The organism is Cellvibrio sp. KY-GH-1, assembly GCF_008806975.1.
Classification (GTDB): Bacteria; Pseudomonadota; Gammaproteobacteria; order Pseudomonadales; family Cellvibrionaceae; genus Cellvibrio.
Genome location: NZ_CP031728.1, coordinates 3,218,338 through 3,239,546, shown reverse-complemented (window position 1 = coordinate 3,239,546; position 21,209 = coordinate 3,218,338). Strand labels below are relative to the sequence as shown.

14 protein-coding genes are annotated in these 21,209 nt (G+C 42.4%); 5 read left to right on the top strand and 9 right to left on the bottom strand.

The window, feature by feature from the left end:
- The first annotated feature begins 148 nt into the window (after positions 1 to 148).
- From mgp130 to D0C16_RS13870, 3 genes are all read left to right on the top strand, one after another.
- Positions 149 to 1,330 carry a 4-O-beta-d-mannosyl-d-glucose phosphorylase Mgp130 gene (mgp130, locus tag D0C16_RS13880; protein ID WP_062059205.1) on the top strand — a complete coding sequence of 394 codons (1,182 nt, stop codon included), beginning with the start codon at positions 149 to 151 and terminating at the stop codon, positions 1,328 to 1,330.
- A 3-nt stretch (positions 1,331 to 1,333) separates the two neighbouring features.
- Positions 1,334 to 2,572 carry an AGE family epimerase/isomerase gene (locus D0C16_RS13875; protein ID WP_151032910.1) on the top strand — a complete coding sequence of 413 codons (1,239 nt, stop codon included), beginning with the start codon at positions 1,334 to 1,336 and terminating at the stop codon, positions 2,570 to 2,572.
- A 263-nt stretch (positions 2,573 to 2,835) separates the two neighbouring features.
- Positions 2,836 to 4,224: an MFS transporter gene (locus tag D0C16_RS13870; RefSeq protein WP_062059259.1), complete on the top strand. Its 1,389-nt coding sequence runs from the start codon at positions 2,836 to 2,838 to the stop codon at positions 4,222 to 4,224.
- Positions 4,225 to 4,671: 447 nt separating this feature from the next.
- On the opposite strand, the gene D0C16_RS13865 is transcribed toward D0C16_RS13870, so the two are convergent.
- From D0C16_RS13865 to D0C16_RS13850, 4 genes are all read right to left on the bottom strand, one after another.
- Positions 4,672 to 6,204, bottom strand: coding sequence for a VCBS repeat-containing protein (locus tag D0C16_RS13865; protein WP_084617989.1), 1,533 nt, complete (start codon positions 6,202 to 6,204; stop codon positions 4,672 to 4,674).
- A gap of 18 nt (positions 6,205 to 6,222) precedes the next feature.
- A complete protein-coding gene (locus D0C16_RS13860) occupies positions 6,223 to 7,776 on the bottom strand; it encodes a tryptophan halogenase family protein (RefSeq protein WP_062059256.1) in 1,554 nt (517 codons plus the stop codon).
- Positions 7,773 to 9,332: a tryptophan halogenase family protein gene (locus tag D0C16_RS13855; RefSeq protein WP_062059253.1), complete on the bottom strand. Its 1,560-nt coding sequence runs from the start codon at positions 9,330 to 9,332 to the stop codon at positions 7,773 to 7,775. Before D0C16_RS13855 ends, D0C16_RS13860 begins: the two co-directional genes overlap by 4 nt.
- Positions 9,333 to 9,409: 77 nt before the next feature.
- Positions 9,410 to 12,385: a TonB-dependent receptor gene (locus D0C16_RS13850; protein WP_062059250.1), complete on the bottom strand. Its 2,976-nt coding sequence runs from the start codon at positions 12,383 to 12,385 to the stop codon at positions 9,410 to 9,412.
- Between the two features lie 404 nt (positions 12,386 to 12,789).
- Between D0C16_RS13850 and D0C16_RS13845 the strand changes: the two genes are divergently transcribed.
- Together D0C16_RS13845 and D0C16_RS13840 are read left to right on the top strand one after the other, a co-directional pair.
- Positions 12,790 to 14,349 carry a sugar porter family MFS transporter gene (locus tag D0C16_RS13845; RefSeq protein WP_062059247.1) on the top strand — a complete coding sequence of 520 codons (1,560 nt, stop codon included), beginning with the start codon at positions 12,790 to 12,792 and terminating at the stop codon, positions 14,347 to 14,349.
- A gap of 35 nt (positions 14,350 to 14,384) precedes the next feature.
- A complete protein-coding gene (locus D0C16_RS13840) occupies positions 14,385 to 15,356 on the top strand; it encodes a Gfo/Idh/MocA family protein (protein ID WP_225318680.1) in 972 nt (323 codons plus the stop codon).
- Positions 15,357 to 15,403: 47 nt separating this feature from the next.
- Here the strand turns inward: D0C16_RS13840 and D0C16_RS13835 are convergent, their stop codons facing one another.
- The 5 genes from D0C16_RS13835 to D0C16_RS13815 all read right to left on the bottom strand — a co-directional run bounded on the left by D0C16_RS13835 (position 15,404) and on the right by D0C16_RS13815 (position 21,119).
- Complete coding sequence (locus D0C16_RS13835) at positions 15,404 to 16,351, bottom strand: ABC transporter substrate-binding protein (protein ID WP_084617985.1); 948 nt, start codon at positions 16,349 to 16,351, stop codon at positions 15,404 to 15,406.
- 293 nt (positions 16,352 to 16,644) lie between these two features.
- On the bottom strand, positions 16,645 to 17,379 hold the full coding sequence (locus D0C16_RS13830; RefSeq protein WP_062059237.1) for a GntR family transcriptional regulator: 735 nt from the start codon (positions 17,377 to 17,379) through the stop codon (positions 16,645 to 16,647).
- Positions 17,380 to 17,461: 82 nt separating this feature from the next.
- Positions 17,462 to 18,178 (bottom strand): phytanoyl-CoA dioxygenase family protein, encoded by a 717-nt coding sequence (locus D0C16_RS13825; RefSeq protein ID WP_062059234.1) that lies wholly within the window; start codon positions 18,176 to 18,178, stop codon positions 17,462 to 17,464.
- A 19-nt stretch (positions 18,179 to 18,197) separates the two neighbouring features.
- Positions 18,198 to 19,493: a hypothetical protein gene (locus D0C16_RS13820; RefSeq protein ID WP_062059231.1), complete on the bottom strand. Its 1,296-nt coding sequence runs from the start codon at positions 19,491 to 19,493 to the stop codon at positions 18,198 to 18,200.
- A gap of 15 nt (positions 19,494 to 19,508) precedes the next feature.
- Positions 19,509 to 21,119, bottom strand: a complete 1,611-nt coding sequence (locus D0C16_RS13815; RefSeq protein ID WP_062059230.1) for a glycoside hydrolase family 43 protein — start codon at positions 21,117 to 21,119, stop codon at positions 19,509 to 19,511.
- Positions 21,120 to 21,209: the final 90 nt, after the last annotated feature.

Below are 21,209 nucleotides of genomic sequence, written 5' to 3'. Positions count from 1 at the left end.
AAATATTTCCTATGCACTAAGCAAATTTTTTGCAGCATGGATCTGTAGAGAGATGATTTTTTTAGATCTGTAACCGGTTACTTTTTGGTCTGAAAAGACTGTGTAAGTGCTGAATTAATGTGAATTTCACAGAGTGGAGTTATCAAACATGAGTCGTTTTAATGAAAAAGCCAAAGCCTTACTGCAACAGCACGAAGCTTTGGTAACAAAAAAGAATACAGTGAAAGCTTCCGGTAACGGCATTTACGATTGCTATGACAACCCGATTCTCACCGCAGAGCATGCTCCGATATTCTGGCGCTATGACCTGAATGAAAAAACCAATCCGCACTTGATGGAGCGCCAAGGGGTTAACGCTGCATTTAATTCCGGTGCGATGCTGTGGAATGGAAAATATATTTTGGCGGTGCGTGTGGAAGGTGTGGATCGCAAATCCTTTTTTGCGATTGCTGAAAGCCCCAATGGCATCGACAATTTTCGCTTCTGGGATTATCCCATCACCCTGCCGGAGACAGATCGCCCCGACACCAACGTGTATGACATGCGTTTGACCCAGCATGAAGATGGCTACATCTACGGTTTGTTCTGCACCGAGCGCAAAGATTTAAATCACCCGAATGACACTTCAGCTGCAGAAGCGCAGTGCGGTATCGCGCGCACCAAAGATTTGGTTACCTGGGAACGTTTACCGGATTTGATTACCCATTCCGGCCAGCAGCGCAATGTAGTGCTGCACCCGGAATTTATCGATGGCAAATACGGTCTGTTCACGCGCCCGCAAGATGGCTTTATCAGTGTCGGTGCCGGTGGTGGTATCGGCTGGGGGCTGGTAGATGACATGGCCAACGCCGAGGTGAAGTCGGAAGTGATTGTGGACGGCAAGGTTTATCACACCATCAAAGAAGTGAAAAACGGCCAAGGGCCTGCGCCGATTAAAACGGCAGAGGGTTGGTTGAACCTCGCGCACGGTGTGCGCAACACCGCTGCCGGTTTGCGTTATGTGCTTTACATGTTCATGACGGAGTTGGAGCGCCCGTGGGTAGTTACGCATCGCCCGGCCGGGCATTTTATTGCACCACACGGCGCTGAGCGGGTAGGCGATGTTTCTAACGTAGCCTTTTCCAATGGCTGGATCGTGAATGAAAACCATGAGGTATTTATTTACTACGCCTCATCCGATACGCGTATGCATGTAGCGACATCCACTGTAGAAAAGCTTGTCGATTACTGCAAAAACACCCCGGAAGACGGTCTGCGTTCAGCCGCTTCGGTCGCGGTGCGCAACGAATTGATCAGCGCGAATTTATCCATCCTGAAAGCGTTGGTGTAGTTGATGGATCACTCGGTGTTAGCGACGCGCGCAGCAATGTATTCCACAGATCATGCAGCGTTATTGCAACAGGAATTTCGTTCGGAATTAATTGCAATTGCCAACTGGTGGGCGACGCATTCGCCCGACCAGGAGCGCGGTGGTTTTTATGGCGAAATTGATGCGCATAATCATCCCGTAAAAGAGGCGAGCAAAGGGATTATTTTAAATGCGCGCATCCTGTGGTTTTTTAGCGAGGTTGCACAAGAGCTGGATGACCCTCGCTATCGCGAATGTGCGATGCGCGCTTACGATTATATCGTTGCCCATTTTTTTGATGCCGAGTTCGGCGGCGTTTACTGGGAACTGGATGCAAGCGGAAATCCCCTCAATACAAAAAAGCAAATCTATGCGCAGGCATTTACTATTTATGCGTTGGTTGCCTATTTTCAGTTAACCAAAAATGATGCCGCACTTGCGCGTGCTTTGGAGTGTTTTGAGTTGGTGGAGCGCTACGGTATCGATGGCGTCAATCAAGGTTATCTGGAAGCTTTTACGCGCGAATGGATGGCAATTGACGACTTGCGCTTAAGTGAAAAAGATTTGAATTATCCCAAATCGCAAAACACCCATTTGCATATTCTTGAAGCCTATACCACCTTGCATCAGGCGCATCCTGCACGGGAAATAAATGCAGCGCTCAGAGACAACATTGAGATGTTTGATCAGTACATGATTGATCGCAGCAATCATCACCTGCGCATGTTTATGGATTTGCAGTGGAATGATTTTTCGCCCGGCTATACCTATGGTCATGATATCGAAGCCAGTTGGTTAATTGCCAAAGCACTTGAATCACTGGGCGATGAAGGCTACACGCAAACATTGACGCCCACACTGATAAAGCTCGCTGAGGTCACCCTACAAGAGGCAGTGGGCGATTACGGGCAGGTGATTGACTCCTACGACTTTGCTACCAATGCAATCAATGGCGATACCGTATGGTGGGTGCAAGCTGAAGCGTTGGTAGGTTTTTTATACGCTTACACCACCACTGATGATCAGCGCTATTACGCTGCTGCAAGCAATGTGTGGGAATTTATCAAGCAGTACCAAATTGACCAACAAAATGGCGAATGGTTTTGGTTATCCAATCTGGATGCGCCAGATCAGAATTGCTATTACAAAGCTGGCTTTTGGAAATGTCCTTATCATAACGGGCGCGCGATGATTGAAGCAATTTGCTTTTTGAGTCGGATCTAACGTAATTTGGAGTGTGTTAGTGATTTCTGTGTGAAATTGCAGAGCTACTGGCTAGCTAATGTAAACGGATGCTGTGAAAATATTTCAGTATTTCAGTATTTCAGTATTTCAGTATTTCAGTATTTCAGTATTTCAGTATTTCAGTATTTCAGTATTTCAGTATTTCAGTATTTCAGTATTTCAGTATTTCAGTATTTCAGTATTTCAGTATTTCGGTATTTCGGTATTAACTATTTTCATCTATATGAGTGGCTATATCCTATATGAACGAACCACAACAGGTAAAAATAAAAGAAAAAATTGGGTATGGATTTGGTGACTTCGCATCATCTATGTTCTGGAAAATGTTTTCAGTTTATCTGATGATTTTTTACACCGATGTATTCGGTATTTCTGCAGCTGCGGTTGGCACCATGTTCTTATTGACTCGTATCTGGGATACAGCTAATGATCCGATAATGGGTATCATTGCAGATAGAACTAATAGTAAATGGGGAAAATTTCGACCATATCTTTTATGGGGGGCAATTCCGTTTGCCGCGATTGGGGTCTTAACATTTATTACTCCATCTTGGTCTCAAGATGCAAAACTAATTTATGCTTACGTCACTTACACGTTAATGATGATGGCATATACCGCTGTCAACGTGCCCTATGCTTCTCTATTGGGCGTGATGTCTTCTAATGGTGACGATAGAACTCAGCTGGCATCATTTAGGATGGTATTTGCTTTTGCCGGTAGCATTTTTGCATTCATCATGGTTGATCCACTAACCAATTTCTTTAGTCATCTTGGGGCTGTAGCAGATCCGCAAACGGGGTGGGCGTTGACAATGCTTGTTTACGGAGTCATTGCAGCGATATTGTTTTATTTTACTTTTGCATGGACCAAGGAGCGTATCTCACCACCGGCCGCCCAAAAAACAAATTTAAAACAAGATTTTTCTAATTTGGCTAACAACAAGCCTTGGTTTATTTTATTGGGCGCTGTCCTCTCAACACTAATTTTCAATAGCATGCGTGATGGTGCTTCAGTTTACTACTTCAAATATTACATCGAGTCTCCAGAATGGAGTTTGTTTGGTTTAAACTTTGGATTGACTACTGTTTATTTGGTTTTAGGGCAAGCATCAAACATTATTGGTGTTGTACTTGCTCAACCCATTTCCAAGCGAATTGGGAAGCGTAATACTTTTATGTACGCTATGTTTATGGCTGCCATTTTAAGTTACGTATTTTATTTTTTAACTGTTGATCAACTTGGGTTTATTTTGTTGTTACAAGTACTGATCAGTACCTGTGCAGGTATTGTCTTTCCTTTGATTTGGTCTATGTATGCGGATATCGCAGATTTCTCTGAATACAGTACGGGACGTCGGGCAACCGGATTAATATTTTCATCATCTTCTTTTGCTCAAAAGATGGGTTGGACTTTAGGCGGTACGCTCACTGGGTGGACACTTGCTTATGTTGGCTATGTAGCAAACGCCGAACAAAGCGAACTAGCGAAGGAGGGGCTGCGTTATATGGTTAGCTTTATCCCGGCTGCTGGCGCACTGATTTCTGGTATATGCATGGGTTTCTATCGGTTAAAAGATGACTTTATGATCAAAGTCAATGCTGAACTTAATATAAGGCGCACCGGAAATTAATTCTAATTTTTACTGACATATGCAGTTCTCAAAACAATTTTTAGGAAATACTTGGTTTTGTCGGTTCATATTCAAACGATTCCAATAGGCGACCACTAGAGATTGTTCCAACTTTCTCAACTGTCAGTTTCGTTGATAGTTGGAGAGCCGCACCCTGTATTCATCCTGCTCGTACTCTTGACTCCCATCCTCCCAAATTGGAATTTGGTCAAGATGATCACAAACACTCCATCGGCGTTTTACCTTTGAACGGTCCATATGCTCGTTGTCAGTTGTAATGATGCTGCCATTCAGAAAGCGTCTTGGTTTAAAGCTCAGGAAGATCAAACTTGGTATGAATCTCAAATTTTCATGAGCGAGATATATCAGTTAAGACACTCCAATCGCTCCTCGTAAAGTTGATGATTTTGTGACAAAAACTAAACAATAACCACTTATTTGAGCAAATTATTGCAATATGAGTTGAGAAGTAACTTTTATGCTGAGTATTCGGTCCACAGCTGCCGCGCTCTTTTTTGCAGGGTTTCCTTTTACTAATTCAGTTAGCGCGGTTGCCCGAAAAACTCCGGCGATTATTTCGGGATGATTATCCCCATCCAAATCATAAAGCTCGATTGGAACTACGCTGATTGGGCGGTTGACAAGATCATGAGCTATAAACTTTTCTTGCCCTATATTTTCATACCACATGATGCTTTGGCGCTTTTCGTCCTCCCAGTAATTCGACCAACTGCTGGCGACTATGTCTATGTCTCCGTCTCCATCGATGTCACCGCCTTTTGCATTAACCGCACCATAAAATCGTCCAATGTCTCTAAATGCAAACTGCAAATTTCCTTTGTTCTCCAACCATTGAACCCCATGATAGGGCTTTGGATCTTCTTGCAAATCGAAATTGTCTCCATTGGTGAATAAAATATCTAGATCTCTATCCCTGTCTATATCGATAAGGGACATGCTGGTGGAACCAAACATGGGATGAGGTGCTTGGGCCAATTTAACAGGTTTAAAATTTCCTTTGCCATCATTTATAGACGCAATAAATGCTTCATTTTCTTGGGTAAATAAACTTACCAAGTCCATATGACCGTCGCCATTTAAATCAACAGGCGTTGCATTTAGGGCTCCGGGAATTTTTATTATTGTATGTTTTTGGTGTGTGCCATTGCCCATGTTTTCTAGCCATGCGACCTCACCAACATTACGGCCGCCAAAGATTGCTGTGACTATGTCTAGATCCTTATCTCCATCTATATCTACAGCTTGAGCATCAACGACTCTACCAATATTCTCTAAAATGACTTTTTTATCGAATACTCCATGCTTTGTTTGTTCCAGAAGAATAATTTTTCCTGCCAATACATCAGAGGGGGGGTAGTGCCCCAAAGCGGATACCAAAATATCCATGTCTCCATCGTGATCATAGTCAATAGCATGGGTATTTACCGGAATAGGTATTTCAGCTAAAACTTTTTCATTCCAACCATTATTATTTTTGCTTAAAAGTTGGATCTGATTTTTCTCCCCGTCGCAGATCAGAAACTCTGTGCCTTTATTAATTCCCAAATTAACCGGCTGAATTTTTACGACAAGTGGAAATTTGGACTTTATTCCAATGCCGGAGGGCGTGAATGTTAAGGGGGAGATGCGATTGTTGTAGGCTAATGTGGGAAGCTTCTCGGGGCTGCTGCCATAATAAAATGCGGTTATATCCTGAATGATTAATTTGGGGATAAACTCTACGCCTGTTCTTTCTTGAGCCAACTCAGCCATTAGTTTTACAACCCTGGGCCAATCCTTTTTAGGTAATATGCCAGGCGGAGGAACTTTGTGGCATGAACCACAGTATTGAGCGACATGTTTTTTTACTTGCTCCAGTTTTTCTTCTTTGGTGGGGGTAGCGTTGGCTGAACTAAATACAAAAGTAATTGCAATAAACAAGAAAAAACCTGTAGGAAAATAACGGAACAGTAGATTCATAAAATTCACTTTTCAATACTATTTAATATTGCACGAGTATCTTTCTTTCAATTTTTGCAGTAATTCCCGATTTGTGGGTAGGCCGGATAAATGCAATTCGGTTAGTTTTCTATTTCCAAAAAAATACTTTTCAGCCGTTGCCAAGGATTTTTTATCATTCAGGATGTTTTTTGAAGTGGTTTTATAGCCCATACCATACAAAATATATTGATAGCTGGCCGATGGAAAAATTTCCTGAATTTGAGGGAAGTCATTTTTTGATGGTGAACGAAACTCCCATAGTTTTAACAATTCCTGCAGCTGATCAGATTGATGGGATTTGTCTTGCTGATCAATCCAATAGTCTGAGTCGCGTCTTTGGCTGAGAATATAGTGTAGTTTTAGGAAGTCGATTATTCTTTCCCAGCGGTACAGAAATGTATTATTAAAGCGTTTAGCTACTATTGCCATAGTTTCTCTGGTTGTTGGCAATTCTTCTCGTATCATGCCAGCTGCCAATTCAACCAATACTAATGCAGAAGCTTCAAGCGGCTCAATAAACCCAGCTGACATACCAATAGCGACACAGTTTTTATGCCAGAATTGTTGATGAAATCCTGGTAATATTTTTATCGTGCGTGGTTCTGTAATTATGTTTTTTTCACTACCACTTTTTAGCAGGTAGTTCAGAAGCGTTTCTTCAGCGGCTTGCTGGTTAGTGTGTTGGCTGGAGTATACAAAGCCAATCCCCCTGCGTGAGGATAGTCCTATGTCCCATATCCACCCGGATTTTTGTGCAGTGGAAATGGTTGCTGATTCTATGGGATAGGTGGAGTTAGGGTAGCCAACTTGGACGGCTATTGCCCGATCATTAAAAAGCACATCAGATTTATCAATAAAGGGAATTTTAAAGTGCTGTTTAATTAACACCCCGTGGGTTCCGGAGCAATCAATAAATAAATCAGCTTTTAATTGGCCATTTTGGGTTGTCTGTACTGCGTGTATATAGTCTTCTTGATCACTTATTATGTCTGTTATGGTGTCGGCAATATACTTGACGCCCAATTTCTCAACGCAATGTTTTTTTAAAAAGGCTGAAAATTTTCCTGCATCAAGGTGATAGCCATAATTATTGACGGCAGCAAATTCGGGTGTTGATAGTTGTTTGGGAGCTTTATGGGCGTGGCAAACTTTAGGTTGGGTTGCAAAGGCACTGGCAAAATCTATATTTTTTTGTTTTTCATTCCAGTAGGCATATAGGTTCGCGTCGAAATAACCATTCGGTACAGCGAATGGGTGGTAATAGTTATCGCTCTCAGTGTTATCTTTCCAATTAACAAACTGAGTTCCTTGTTTGTAAGACGCGTCACATTCTACTAGGAAATCAATTTCTGAAACTCCTATTTTTCTGAGGGTGTCGCGCATTGTTGGCCAAGTGCCTTCCCCAACACCTATGGTGCTAATATTTGGCGATTCTACTAGAGTAATCTGACCGCTTGAGTTCTTTTTCAGTTCGGCCGCAAGTATACCTGCAGCCAGCCAGCCAGCCGTGCCTCCGCCAATAATTAGAATATCGATTTTAGAAGCGCTCATTCTGTTGTCATCTTTTTTTGGCGTAGCCAGTTAAGGTATTGGCGATTGCTGGGCAATTTTTCAGTTGCTGCTGATTTATTGGCAGCATTTTGCTGAAAGAGTCTGCTTGCATCAAAATTTATATAGCTATTGCGTACCTGCCTTTCTTTAACGGGTAAAAAGTCCATGCCGTAAATAACGTATTGATAGCCAATGGCAGGAAAGACTTCATTTGCATGAGAAAGCTCATCAAAATCGATAACCCTATATCTCAATTCTTCCAGGAAATTCTGAAGGCTATCTGGAATGCTTTGAAGATTGCGGTTGTCATTCCAAAAATCACTGTCTGTTCTTTTGCTCAATAAATAATGCAGCTTTAAAAACTCTATCACTTTTTCCCAATGATATTGCATTTCTTTATTGAAGCTTTTTGCTGCTCCATGTAAGGCTTCTTTTGATCCAGGGAGTTTTTTAATAATAAGGTTGGCTGAATATTCAACCATGGCAAGCGCTGATGCTTCCAGGGGCTCGAGAAAACCTGATGCCATGCCAATAGCAACGCAATTATTTTTCCAGAAGAATTTTCGGTGTCCAGGGCTAAATTTAATTGTTTTTGCCGATGAAATGTCTACATTTTTGCCATTATTTTTATGTAGATAGTTGGCTAAATTGTCCAGAGCCTGTGTTTCTGTTGAGTGAGCAGAAGAGAATACGTGACCAATTCCTCTGCGTGAATACAAGCTGATATCCCATATCCATCCTTGAGTTTGTGCAGTGGATAGTGTTGGTGAGGGAATCACCTGATCTTCGTTTTCATAAGGTGCTTGAACTGCTATGGCAGAGTCTGTAAATAATATGTCCTTTTTACTTGTAAATTTAACGTCAAGTGCATCACCTAATAAAAGGGATTTTAATCCTGTGCAATCAATAAAAAGATCACCTTCTATACGGCTACCATCATTAAGGCTTAATGATTCTATAAAACCTTCCTTGTCTACATTTACTTTATTTATCTCGCCTTCAATTCGCATGACTCCAAAAACATTAATGGAATGTTTGGCTAACATGGCGACAAATTTGGATGCATCTAGGTGATATGCATAATTAGCAACTGCATCATAATCGGGAGTGTGAGGGGTTTTCGGTGCTAAATGCAATTCTGATATTGCCTCTTGAAAGCAAACAGATTTAGAGAAGGATGTTGACAGTCCCTGCTCTTTTTCTTTTATCCAGTTATGAGCAATATTTACGTAAGGAAAGCCAATTGGAGGTTCAAATGGTTGATAAAAAAAGTCGCCCTTATCGGTTGATCTCCAATTAATAAATTTTGAGCCTTGCTTAAAAGATGCATCACAGGTGAGTAAAAAATCTTTTTCTGAAATTCCAATTTTCTTTAGTGTGGTGCGCATGGTGGGCCATGTTCCTTCTCCTACACCTATGGTACCTATCCGATCAGACTCGATGAGCGTAATTTTAATTTGTGACTGCGAATTGTGATATTCCGCCGCCAGCATCGCCGCAGCTAGCCATCCAGCTGATCCACCTCCTGCAATTACAATGTTTTTAATATTTTTCATTTTCTGAACGTTCTCTCGGATAATATCTATAAAAAAGGGTCGCCATATAGGCGACCCTTTTTGGCGGCTCTCACAAATTAGAATGTTGCACGAACACCAATGTTGTAACGAGGACCATATTGGCGAGCAAAAACTAACTGATTCTCCCAGCGCCCATGAGCACGTTGGACTTCGTCAGTAATGTTTAGCCCTTCAACGAACACGGTAAACATTTCATTGATCTCATAACTAACATTAAGATCCCATTGGCCATACTCTTCAACAAAGGTTGGCTCATTTGCAACACGAAGTTGACCTATGCCTGCTAGGAACTCATCGCGCCAGTTATAAGCAAGGCGAACTTGGATTCCGTGATTTTCATAAAAACCAGAAAGGTTTGCTGAATCACTTAGGCCTGTTAGCGCGAATGCTTCTCCAAGTTTATTTACATCGTATTCAACATCACCGTTTACCAAGGTGTAGTTTGCAGATGCTCCAAAACCAGATTCGCCGAACACATGTTGAATGTTGAATTCCCAGCCATCAATAGTTGCTGACTCTTCATTTTTTGGCAGAGTGGTTCTAAATTCAGCCAATGGGTCATCTGAGTTACCAACGATGATACCTGATCCGCCCGAAGCAACGTCATTTGCTTGTACCTGTGCGAGTACTTGAGCTTGGTCAGTTGGGTCACCGCCTGCCGCAGTTACTTGTGCAATCGCTTCTGCTGCACGTGGACCATTAGCCGGATTGCGCACACCTGGAATAGTGACAATTTCTTCGCGGGTTACAATAAAATTATCAACGATTTTTCTATAATAACCAGCAGATGCATAGCTTGAATCAGCATAGTACCACTCCAAGCTAAGATCCAGGTTTTGAGCAAGGTAAGGTAGCAGGGCAGAGTTGCCTTTGTTTGCAGTGAGATTGGTAAATGCTTTTGTCTCACCTGGTGTAAAGGTTTCGCGCATGGCGTTCAAATCTGGGCGAGAGAGTGACTTGCCATAGCTGAAACGACCCACTAAATCTTCAACGAACTCCAAGCTTACATCGAGGTTTGGCAAGAAAACATCATACTCACTGTCTACATCTGAGTAGAACTTGGTATCTTCCCTAACCATGCTCATTTCATTGCCAGAATTCCAGCGCATATTAGTGTAATTTGGCACCAAGCTGGACGCATTTACTTCGGTGTGCTCGTATCGAACACCCGCGACGGTATTTAATGGCATACCGTTAAATTCAGATTCGAAATCTAACTGAACATAGGCTGAGGTGGTCTTTTCATTGATTATGTGATCTTGCTTAAGATCTGCATCTGTCAATGTAGTTAGATAATTATCAATGACAAGATCACCATATGCGGGATGGTTTTGACCGCGTAGAGGATCATAAAGACTTTCTAAGTCTGCAATATGTCGCTTAACATCATAGCTATATAATTGCGATGGCAAATTTTCAGTGCCGCTAAATCCGTCCAGCAAACCTGAAATATCAACAGCTTTCCAATAGCTAGTATCAATATTGCCAACGGGTTCAAATGGGAAGCCTCCGTAATAACCGGTACTTCTCTGGCTTTGGCGGCGTTGGGTATTGGTTGTATAATCAACGTGACCCAAGCCAAAGCCCACTTTTTTCAAAGCGTCGTCGCTAGCATTATCCCAAACGCCATTCAATTGAACTTGATCAACTTCTGTTTTTTGGTAAGTGGCATTCGCGGCAACAAATAATGAGCTAACTGATGCGAGATCATATATGCCCCCGGTAATGGGAGTTCCATCGGGAAGTGTTCTACTGCCATCGCGATAGTTGGTGTCATTGATTACCATTCCAGGAAGATCTTTGCCGTTACCATAATCCATGGTGATTGCAGTTACGCCGGGTTGGCCAGAAATAACAAATTGTTCATTGGCATCTCTATCTGGTTGAGCAACCGATTCAGATGAGTGGATATCAAGGTTCAGATTCAGGCTATCTGTAGTCTGCCACTCGAGATTGAAGCCAACTGATTCATTTTCTGTTTCAATGTGATCTGTATAGCCGAAGAAGTCGGTATTGGAGTTTGTCTGAGTAAAGGAAGTTAAAGTGCCATTCTCGTCAACCTTGCCGGTTACACCGGCACCACCATTAAACCAAATCCCTAATTGGTTGCGATTAATGTCATCTTCGAAATGAGACATAGTGTAATCGAGAGTAGCTGTTACCGTGTCAGTGGCTGCAAATTGGACAACACCTTGAGCATTCAAGCGCTTACGTTCGTGATCAGAGATATCCACATTGTAATTTTGGGGCATCCAGGTGGAGCCAGACCAGTCTGCATTACCTTGGGTCGCAGATAAATCCAGATTTGCCGCTGGAATTCCATTTAATGAGCTTGGAAGCCAGCCGTCTGTTGCGCTGATTTGCTCTCTGTTGTCGCGCTCTTGATAGGACGCATTTATTAATACGCCCACTTTGTCATCAGCAAATTTAGTGCTGAAAATTCCTGATAATTCAGGAGTAATGGAGTCTCCCTCTTCTACAGTATCTGCAACACCCTTAAAAGAAACTACCGCTTTGGTCTCGTTGAGGTCAAATGGTTTCGCGGTTTTGATGTTGATAGTTGCACCTATACCACCTGATGCAACATTAGCTTTTGCTGTTTTGTAAACCTCTACCCCTGAAACTGCTTCTGCAGCGATTTCGTTAAAGTTGAATGCACGGGAACTGTTTACATTGCGGTCTGTAGCAGCGGCAGGCATATAGCGATTGTTTAAGGTTACCAGATTGAAGTCTGGGCCAAATCCACGGACGGTGACTCGGGAGCCTTCACCGTTTTGGCGGTTAATAGACACGCCTGTGATGCGCTGAAGTGATTCTGCAAGGTTGGTGTCAGGAAACTTACCCATGTCTTCAGCAGATATCGCATCTACTACGCCTGAAGATTCGCGTTTGACGTCCATGGAGCGCTCAAGAGAGCCGCGAATACCGGTCACAACAACTTCTTCAACGGAGTTGTCTTGTGCAAGTACTGCACTTGATGTCAAGGTCCCTACAACCGTAGCAATAGCTACTGAGAGAACTTTTCTTTTCATGTCTAACTGCCTCATTATTTTCTTCCCCTTAGAGTTTTTATCATAAATATTAGGCATTTAAGAGCTGCAACAGTGAATAAATGCCGATGTTACTTGTTTTGCACCAAGCCCATACGAACAATCAAAAGATGTTTTTTTGATGGGGGCTCGTTTTAATTTGGCGCCGATATCGATATACTCTATCGATACGGTTAACGTTAACAACTGCTTTGACCTTTTGCAAGAGGGGGGTTGCAGGTTTCTGGATAGCCACGATAGAAAAACGAACAAGCTGTAGCTTAAGGTTGGTATTTGGGGAATTCCCATTAGCTAAATCGCTCTTAATAGACTGTAATTATTGGAGCTTAATAGCTGAATCTAAGCAGAGTTTTATTATTTTAATAATCATCAGGCGGTAAATTTGAATGGCTTATAACAAATATAATAGTCTTGGTTTGGCGATTTTGGTCTCGCTAGGGGGCTTTGTTTTTGGATTCGATGCCTCAGTTATTTCTGGAACGATAAGTCAGATAAGTAATCAGTACGCATTAGGCTCTTTACAACAGGGTTTGGTGGTTGGTGCTCCAACGCTGGGGGCGATTATTGCGGCCTGTTTTGTGGGTTATCTGATTGATTGCTATGGGCGAAAAAAAATATTACTACTGATCGCTTTTCTTTATCTGGTTTCGGTGATTGGATGTGCTTTCGCCAATGGCTATTGGATGTTGGTTATTTTCCGTTTCATCGGCGGTTTAGCCTTCGCGTCTTTAATGGTTGCTCCTGTATATATTGCGGAAATATCGCCTGCTGCATTACGTGGTAAGTATGTATCGATAAATCAATTAAATATTGTCTTGGGTTTTTCTGCGGCTTATTTTTCCAATTACGGCCTCATGAGTTTGGTTGAGTCAAAAAGCGATCTGTATTACTCATGGTTTACAAGCGAACAGCTGTGGAGGGTGATGTTAGGTGCAGAGTTGATTCCAGCTTTAATTTATTTCGTTCTGTTGTTGTTTATTCCCGAGAGCCCACGTTGGCTAATCCTCAATAATCGTAAACAAGAAGCAAGTATTCTGTTGAATCGTCTGATGCTAGCAGCTGAAATTAACGAACAGTTGGCTGTAAAACCTGATGATATGCACGATGCAAGTCTATTCAGGAAAATTCTGAGTTTGTTTGAGAACAAAACACGATTTATTTTATTCGTTGGCATTGTGGTTTCAATTATTCAGCAGGCAACGGGAGTTAATGCTGTTTACTTTTACGCGCCGACCATTTTTGAGCAGAGCGGTTTAGGAACAAATGCTGCTTTTGCTCAGGCTATCTGGATTGGCATAGTGAATGTTGTTTTTACCATTGTCGCTATGCTAGTAATCGACCGCCTGGGACGCAAACCCCTATTGATTGTTGGTTTGGTTGGGGTCGTGATAAGTATGGGTATCTGTGGTTACGGATTTTCTCAGGCTAAGTATCAGTTGACAGCCGAAAATATCCAACATTCTGTTGAGCAGATTGAAATCGATAAATTGGCACCGATGATCGATAAAATTTATATGAGTGATGTGGATTTTAAGCGGGACCTTCGTTTGAATTTGGGCGATAAATTGGCGAAAGAGTATGAGCCTGTACTCTTGAAAAGTGCCACCCAAATTAATGTAACACTGATTTTAATTGGAATATTTGGTTTTGTAGCGGCTTTTGCGGTTTCACTGGGTCCCGTGATGTGGGTTTTGCTTTCAGAGATATTTCCAAATCAAGTGCGCGGCGTTGCTATGGCATTTGTCGGCGTTATTAACAGTGTGGTGAGCTTTGCGGTGCAGTTATTCTTCCCTTGGCAATTGGAGAACCTTGGTGCTGCGTTCACCTTTATCATATTTGGAGCCTTTGCCGTTCTTGGATTGCTATTTGTCTGTAAATACCTGCCTGAAACTAAAGGTAAATCATTGGAGCAGCTGGAAGAGTCGCTTTCGAATAAACATTTTTAGATTTTTCAGCAATGAGTTTCAAAGGGGATATATCTGTGAATAAAAAAGTTCGATGGGGAATTGTTGGAGCAGGGCGTATCGCGCACACCTTCGCTAAAGATATAGCTCATACGAAATCGGCTGAATTGGTTGCTGTTGCTGCACGTAGTTTGGGCAATGCTACCTCTTTTGCTTCTGAGTATGACATAGAAAAACAATATGGAAATTATGATGAGCTGTATCATGATGCAGATGTTGATGCGATCTATATAGCAACGCCACACAATCTTCATGTTCAGCAGGTATTGGATGCGCTGAAAGCGGGCAAGCATGTACTGTGTGAAAAGCCTGTAACGGTTAGTGCTGCAGAGTGTGAAGAGCTTATTGCATGCGCAAAAAGTATGAATTGTTTTTTTATGGAAGCGATGTGGACTTATTTTTTACCGGCGGTTGTTCAGGCAAAGCGCTGGGTGGAGCAGGGGCGCATCGGCCAGATTCGTCATGTTAAATCTGATTTTGGTTATCCTCTTCCTTATGACCCTGATCGTCGTGAATATGACGCTGCTTTAGCTGGCGGGTGTTTGTTGGAGATGGGTGTTTATCCCGTTGCTATGGCGCATATGTTTATCCAAGAAGACTTGTTGCAACATTATTCGAGTGTAAAACTGGCTCCTAACGGTGTAGAGACTGACGTATCAACTATTATTACTTACCCGAATGCAATTGCCACTATTGGTAGCTCCTTCAGTGCCAAGCTGCAAAACTGGACTTATGTGATCGGTACGGATGGTTATATTGCTATTCCTGATTTTTGGCGTGCTGATAAATGCTATTTATATAAATTGGATGAGCAGGTAGATGCATTTTTTGATGGTCGAACAACACTTGGTTTTGATTATCAAATTGAGTCGGCAAGCTGCGATATTTTAGCGGGTAAAATCCAATCAGATGTAGTGCCGCATAGTGCAAGTTTGCGTTTTCAGCGGCTGATGGAACTCATCAAGACCGAGTGGAATTGTCTTGGATAGGTTCGCATCGACGAAAGAGTTTTCTGTGTCTGATCGGAGGTATGTGTTCAGGGGGGTAATGGTAGCCAGTAACGATATAAGTTGTTTCGATTTTCATCTGATAGAAATGGATTGTTAAGTTTCAATATTTTTCGGTTTTTTATATTAGCTTGAGTAATGCTATCGCCGTGATATTGCCAAAACAATTTATCAAACTCACCGCGCGCATAAAGAGTTTGCAATCCTCTTTCTATGGCATTAGCGAGTTCAGCGTTTTCTTTGTTAACAAAATAATAAAAAGCTGTTGGGTAATAGATCATTAGGTGCTTATCAATCGCCAGATTTAGATGTTGATGGTTATTCAGCTCAGAATAGATCTCTAAAATTGAGCGGGGAAGATAGTCTATATGCCCCGTTTGTAGCATTTTGAACAATCCTTCATAGCTAGGGGTAGGTGAAACACTGAGTTCATTGTGTTGAAGAATTTTTGTGTCTTGCCAGGCCTGACCCTGTCCGCAACGCAAATGCGCTAATTCGGATATTTGGGTGATTTCTGAAAAGGCTGCTTGCTGGTTGTCACGGACAAGAAGCAAGCGCCATCCCATTAAACCGCGATCAATCGGAAATGGAATTTGCCGAAAAGACGGGTCTCTTTCCGGGTCACTAAAATTCCATGCTACTGACAAGTCGCCTCGTTGGATTAATTGAAATTGACGCGTAGCGGAAAAGCCGCGCCCGAGTTCCTTAACTTGATACTGTTCACCTGAGGCATTCAAGGCCTTTTTTAATAATTCTATGTAGAAGTGATTGCGAGAGTCATTGTTGTAGTTTGAGTCCGATCCTGGGTAGTAAACGATTCTTGCTTTCGAGTTGGAACTGTTTTCTATCGAATCGGCAAAGACTAAAGAGGAGTGAAACCCAAATAACAGTATACCCCAGATGCAATACCAGTGTATTAGCGTAAATAAACCTGCTCGATGGGCCCTTGTAAATATGTAGGGAGGTAAGTAAACCATGGTTAAAACCTATGGTGAGTAAATGGCATTTGAATTCAAGCAGGAAACAATTCTAAAAGGACAGACTGAAGTTAGGCTTCACCATAATGCCTATTATAGATCATGATTTAAGTGCCATCTTGCTGAGAAAGGAAATCTTAAATTCTAGATAGGTGAGGCTAGTGAAGTCTGGGAAGTTCTGTTATTGGCAAAGGGAGGGTAGTGATGACGATTGTTGGAAATGGCTCTGATCCTTAAGGGCGTAACTGTCTGATGTGTAGTTTTTATTTGAATACATTATAAATATAGGGCTTTTAGTTATTTTTATCGTCTGTAAAGTATTCCGGATGTTCTTGTGGAATCAATTTTAAAATATTAAAAACATCCTGCATGTGTAGGCTCATGGATTGTATTGATTTTTCTACTGCGCCAATTTTTATGGCATTTAGAATTGCTGCGTGTTGCGTTATGACGCGCTTGTATTGATCTGATAAGTTAAAACTTAGATTGCGTATTCTATCCATGTGGGCTTTTTCGCTTTCAATCAAATGTCCAACTCTTGGATAAGGAACAAATTTGGCGAGAGTTTGATGAAACTCATCATCCAACAGCTGAAATGTCAGTGAATCATTGGCTTTCACCGCGTTCTTCTGTTCGGTGATAATTTTTTCGCAAGCCAATACCACTTCATTTCTTAGGCTGTCATCTGAATTGGCTGCAAGTTGGCTTACTACCGATATTTCCAGTGCCTCTCTAATAAATCTGGCTTCAAGAATTTTTTCCATACTTAATTTAGATACATAGGTTCCCCTTTGCGGGAGTACTTCAATGAATCCGATGTTGTTGAGCTTAATCAAGGCTTCTCTTACGGGGGTTCTGCTAACTCCAAACTCTTGCGCGAGAGCTGTTTCAGAGATCAACTGGCCTGGCATCAACTTCATACTTATAATTGCATTGCGAACAAATTCAAAAATTTGGCTCGCGGCAGGTCTATGGTAAGACAGCGCATTGGGCGGGGTATTCATATTTGTGAGAGATTGCATAGCCATGATAGTCGTACCGATTTGTTAACAAATAATGACTACGTATAAGTAGCCATTATTGAGAATTGATATTAATGTGTTGTTAAATTCATACTGCGCCTTGTAGTCTGTCCTCTACTACAGAGCTGGTAGAAAATTGATAACGCATGTTGCGATAGACACATATGTCTGTAATGTTTTCGGGTGTTCCTATTGGGGCAGAGCGATAATTGGTCGATACACGATATTTACCTGTAACCGGCAATACTTTGTGCCAGGTATGACCATGCAGCAGAATAAGTGTGCCCTTTTTAGGGATAAATGTTTGCTGCTCGGGAAAATCAACATCGTGATCACACGCTGGTAGTAAACCTATTTTGTGAGAACCTTTTACTGCCATAGTGTAGCCGCCCGTTTCTTCGGTGATATCCATGGTGTAGATCAAGCGGTTCATGTTAAAGCGAGATGAGTCTTCCGGTGGGCAGTCTTGATGCCAAGCTTGCCCCTTAGTGCCTTGCCTTGAAAACATCACCATGCAGTATTGGGTATACCAGTCATCACCAAGAATAGCTTGAGTAAGCGCTACGAGCCGAGGGTCGTGCTCTACCGTATCAAATAGATGCTCGCCTTCACGTTGCGGAAACCAAGGGATCACTTCAGTTTCGGACTTTTCTAAAAATTCTGCGTTATGTGAGAACTCTGGCGACTCACCAAAATGATCCAGAATTTTTTGGTTGTAGCTATCCATTAATTCTGCTGAGAAAAAGTTTTCCAGCATGATGTAGCCATCGCGCCAAAATTGTTCTGCAAGTTGTTGATAATTCATAACTGTAAATTCCACCTAATCAGGGACGACTTTTCTGTACAAAATGTGACTTGGAAATTTCTTTGGAAAACCTTTCCAGAATAATAGGGTTGCCTTCAATGCGACTGTCTCCCCAATAACTCTGCTTGCATCCTTCGGCACCTGCGGTAGCTTCTGGTTCGCAATACCACATGGATTGCGTATGCCAATTAGTGTTGATGTAAGCAGCAGCGCGAATTACATCGCGATTTTCCTCAATATAGTCAAAGTAGTCCTGATACCAGGTTTCCCATAAATCATCGACAGTGATGGCTACTGGGTGATTGGTAAATATGCAGCTTGCTGTTAGTGTGGAGGTGCTAAATGCGGCTGGTGCAGCTTCGGAGATCATGACAGGTTTGTGATGGGCGCGAGCAAAGTTTAACACGCGATCATGTTGGGACACAGCGCTAACCTGTGGTGTAAACCACTCGGGATTTAACGCGTCGCAATTCCATTGGTATTTACGATAATGCTCGCCATAAAATTTGGAAAATGAAACCCAGTCTACAACATCATCGCCGGGATAGTAGGTCTCTAAATGATTCGGATCGCTGACTTTGTATATACCTTGGTCGCGTAACCATGAGGCAGTTTGCCATACGGTAGCAATATTTTTTGCATCCAATACGTCGATTCGCTGTTTGATAAAGCGGAAAGTTTCCTTATATGCTTCCGGGTTATAGCAATTCCAAGGACCATCGAATTCATAGCCTATGCGCAAGAATATCTGACGATCTGACTCTTTGAGGAAGGTCAGCAGTTTATCTACTTCACTGCGATAATAGGACACCAGCTCAGGCGTTACCTCTCCATCCACAAGCCCTGCAACGGCTTTAGTGGGTATGGATTTGCAGTCATCGTGTGCATCGGTAATGTCCAAGCCAACGGCTAGCGCCGCGCCAGGGAATTGATTTAGAGTTTCAACAAAATTATTTCTTCCTGATCCATAATCAACATCGGAGGTGACGCCGGCAAGGCTGCCAAATTTAAAGGAGTGAGCGATTTTGGTGTATAACGTCACTCCACCAGGATAGGGAAAGTTGGCGTCCTTATCTAATACGTCTGTCTTGAATGCATTCAGGGTTTCTGTATCTTGCCCCATTATGAAAAGCACTTTGTCATTATCCGGCAAAAGTTTCGCGGCCAGCGATGGTGATGAGCTGGCAACTGACTGGGTTTTATCTTCTACTGGCGCAGTAGCTGATTGGTTGTCAGCGGAATCTTTTTTGCATCCTGTCAGTCCTATTAACAGTAGCAGCGGCAAAGCTTTATATTTCGCATTTGATTTATACATACCTACCTCATATTGTTATTCATCAAACTCTTCATAAGAAAACCAATCAAAATCAGCGGTAATTCCTTTGCCGGTTAAATCCTGGCAATTTAAGCCTATAAAGGCACCGGTAAAGGCGGCACGATACTTGTGCCCTCCGTATCGAACGTAATCGTCAGACAGTATGCTGCCATCAAGTTCTGGCCCTATGGATACCCAGGAGCCCGGAGCATTGGTGTGCGAGTAAGAAAACTGAAGTGATGACTTATTCCAATTTAGTTTTAAGTGCACGGGCTCATGCCGAGAGAAAACGGTTATGGCTGTTTCAGGTTCAGTGGCAACTCCGTTATCAACCTTCATGATTTTAAGTTGGTTTTTATTAGGTTGAGCATCTGCAGCTGATACATACAAATAAATATAGTGGTTGGTATTGTAGTAGCACACCAAACCTGCCATTTGTTGAAATGATTCCGGCTGAAAATCTAATTGGCAACTTGCTTGAACATGGAAAGCTTGAAGTCTTCGAGCTATAAAGCTTTGCGAATGTGTAGAGCTAAGTGATTCCCTGCCGCGCAGGCGCAAATAACCCGGGCGCTCATGCAAGCTTAACCAGGATTCATTGATCGGAACCCGCAATGATTGCCATATAAGTGACAAGTTGGTCTCATTAAAATGATCCAAACTGGGTGCGGGCTTATAAGGTAGGGAGGGTGCATTCAACCCCTGTATATGTAGCCTTGTTGTTTTTTCAGGATGGGAAAGCTGAGGCCAGTCATTTTCCCAAACTATTTCCTCAATTAAAGTTTCTCTTCCTAGAATGCACCGGCGTCTAGGCATTAACGGTCTGCTGCCCAAGTACACGGCATACCATTGTCCTGTTGCGGTTTCTACCAGGTCACCATGCCCGGTTCGCTGAAAATGAGCTTGAGCGTCATCTTTTGCCGTAACAATCGGGTTATGTGGGTGCAGCTCATAGGGGCCGGTGATTGCCCTTGAGCGTGCTATTGACACAGCATGGCCGTACTCAGTACCGCCTTCCGCCGTCAAGAGGTAATACCAACCGTTTCTTTTATAAATATGAGGGCCTTCAGTGCAGCCTAGTTCAGTGCCAGGGAATATGTCGTAAGTGTCGCCAATCAATTCTTTGGTTTCTGTATCAAACTCTTGTAATTGTATGCCGCCAAAAAACCTTCCGTTGCGGTGATCGACAACCATATTGACCAGCCACTTTTTCCCGTCCTCATCATGATAAAGAGATGCATCAAATCCATTTGAATTGAGATAGGTAGGTTCAGACCAAGAGCCTTCTATGTTAGTCGTTGTAACCAAGTAGTTAGGGGTGTCCTTCCAGGGGCCATCAAATGAGCGCACATTGCTGTAAACCAGATAAAAAATACCATTGCTGTAGCTTAGGCAGGGAGCCCATACGCCGCACGAGTCAGGAGTTCCTTTCATGTCCAATTGGGATTTTCTGTTGAGCGCTTGGCCAACGAGCTGCCATTCGGATAGATTTCTTGAACGATGAATTTGCACTCCGGGAAACCATTCAAAGGTGGATGTTGCAATATAAAAAACATCATCGACGCGAATGATACTGGGGTCTGGGTTAAAGCCTCTTAGAATCGGATTCGTAATAATATTATTCATGAATAACCTTTTTATTCTACTGGGGTGCTGGAGTTCATTGTGAAATCACAATTGCCCCATCCTTAATTTTCAATTAGCGCTTTCGTATCA

Bases quoted from the DNA above. Each gene is read 5' to 3' on its own strand.
- D0C16_RS13860 (WP_062059256.1), bottom strand. From the start codon at position 7,776: ATGAGCGCTTCTAAAATCGATATTCTAATTATTGGCGGAGGCACGGCT.
- D0C16_RS13875 (WP_151032910.1), top strand. From the start codon at position 1,334: ATGGATCACTCGGTGTTAGCGACGCGCGCAGCAATGTATTCCACAGAT.
- D0C16_RS13825 (WP_062059234.1), bottom strand. From the start codon at position 18,178: ATGAATTATCAACAACTTGCAGAACAATTTTGGCGCGATGGCTACATC.
- mgp130 (WP_062059205.1), top strand. From the start codon at position 149: ATGAGTCGTTTTAATGAAAAAGCCAAAGCCTTACTGCAACAGCACGAA.
- D0C16_RS13850 (WP_062059250.1), bottom strand. From the start codon at position 12,385: ATGAAAAGAAAAGTTCTCTCAGTAGCTATTGCTACGGTTGTAGGGACC.
- D0C16_RS13870 (WP_062059259.1), top strand. From the start codon at position 2,836: ATGAACGAACCACAACAGGTAAAAATAAAAGAAAAAATTGGGTATGGA.
- D0C16_RS13835 (WP_084617985.1), bottom strand. From the start codon at position 16,351: ATGGTTTACTTACCTCCCTACATATTTACAAGGGCCCATCGAGCAGGT.
- D0C16_RS13830 (WP_062059237.1), bottom strand. From the start codon at position 17,379: ATGGCTATGCAATCTCTCACAAATATGAATACCCCGCCCAATGCGCTG.
- D0C16_RS13820 (WP_062059231.1), bottom strand. From the start codon at position 19,493: ATGTATAAATCAAATGCGAAATATAAAGCTTTGCCGCTGCTACTGTTA.
- D0C16_RS13815 (WP_062059230.1), bottom strand. From the start codon at position 21,119: ATGAATAATATTATTACGAATCCGATTCTAAGAGGCTTTAACCCAGAC.
- D0C16_RS13865 (WP_084617989.1), bottom strand. From the start codon at position 6,204: ATGAATCTACTGTTCCGTTATTTTCCTACAGGTTTTTTCTTGTTTATT.
- D0C16_RS13845 (WP_062059247.1), top strand. From the start codon at position 12,790: ATGGCTTATAACAAATATAATAGTCTTGGTTTGGCGATTTTGGTCTCG.
- D0C16_RS13855 (WP_062059253.1), bottom strand. From the start codon at position 9,332: ATGAAAAATATTAAAAACATTGTAATTGCAGGAGGTGGATCAGCTGGA.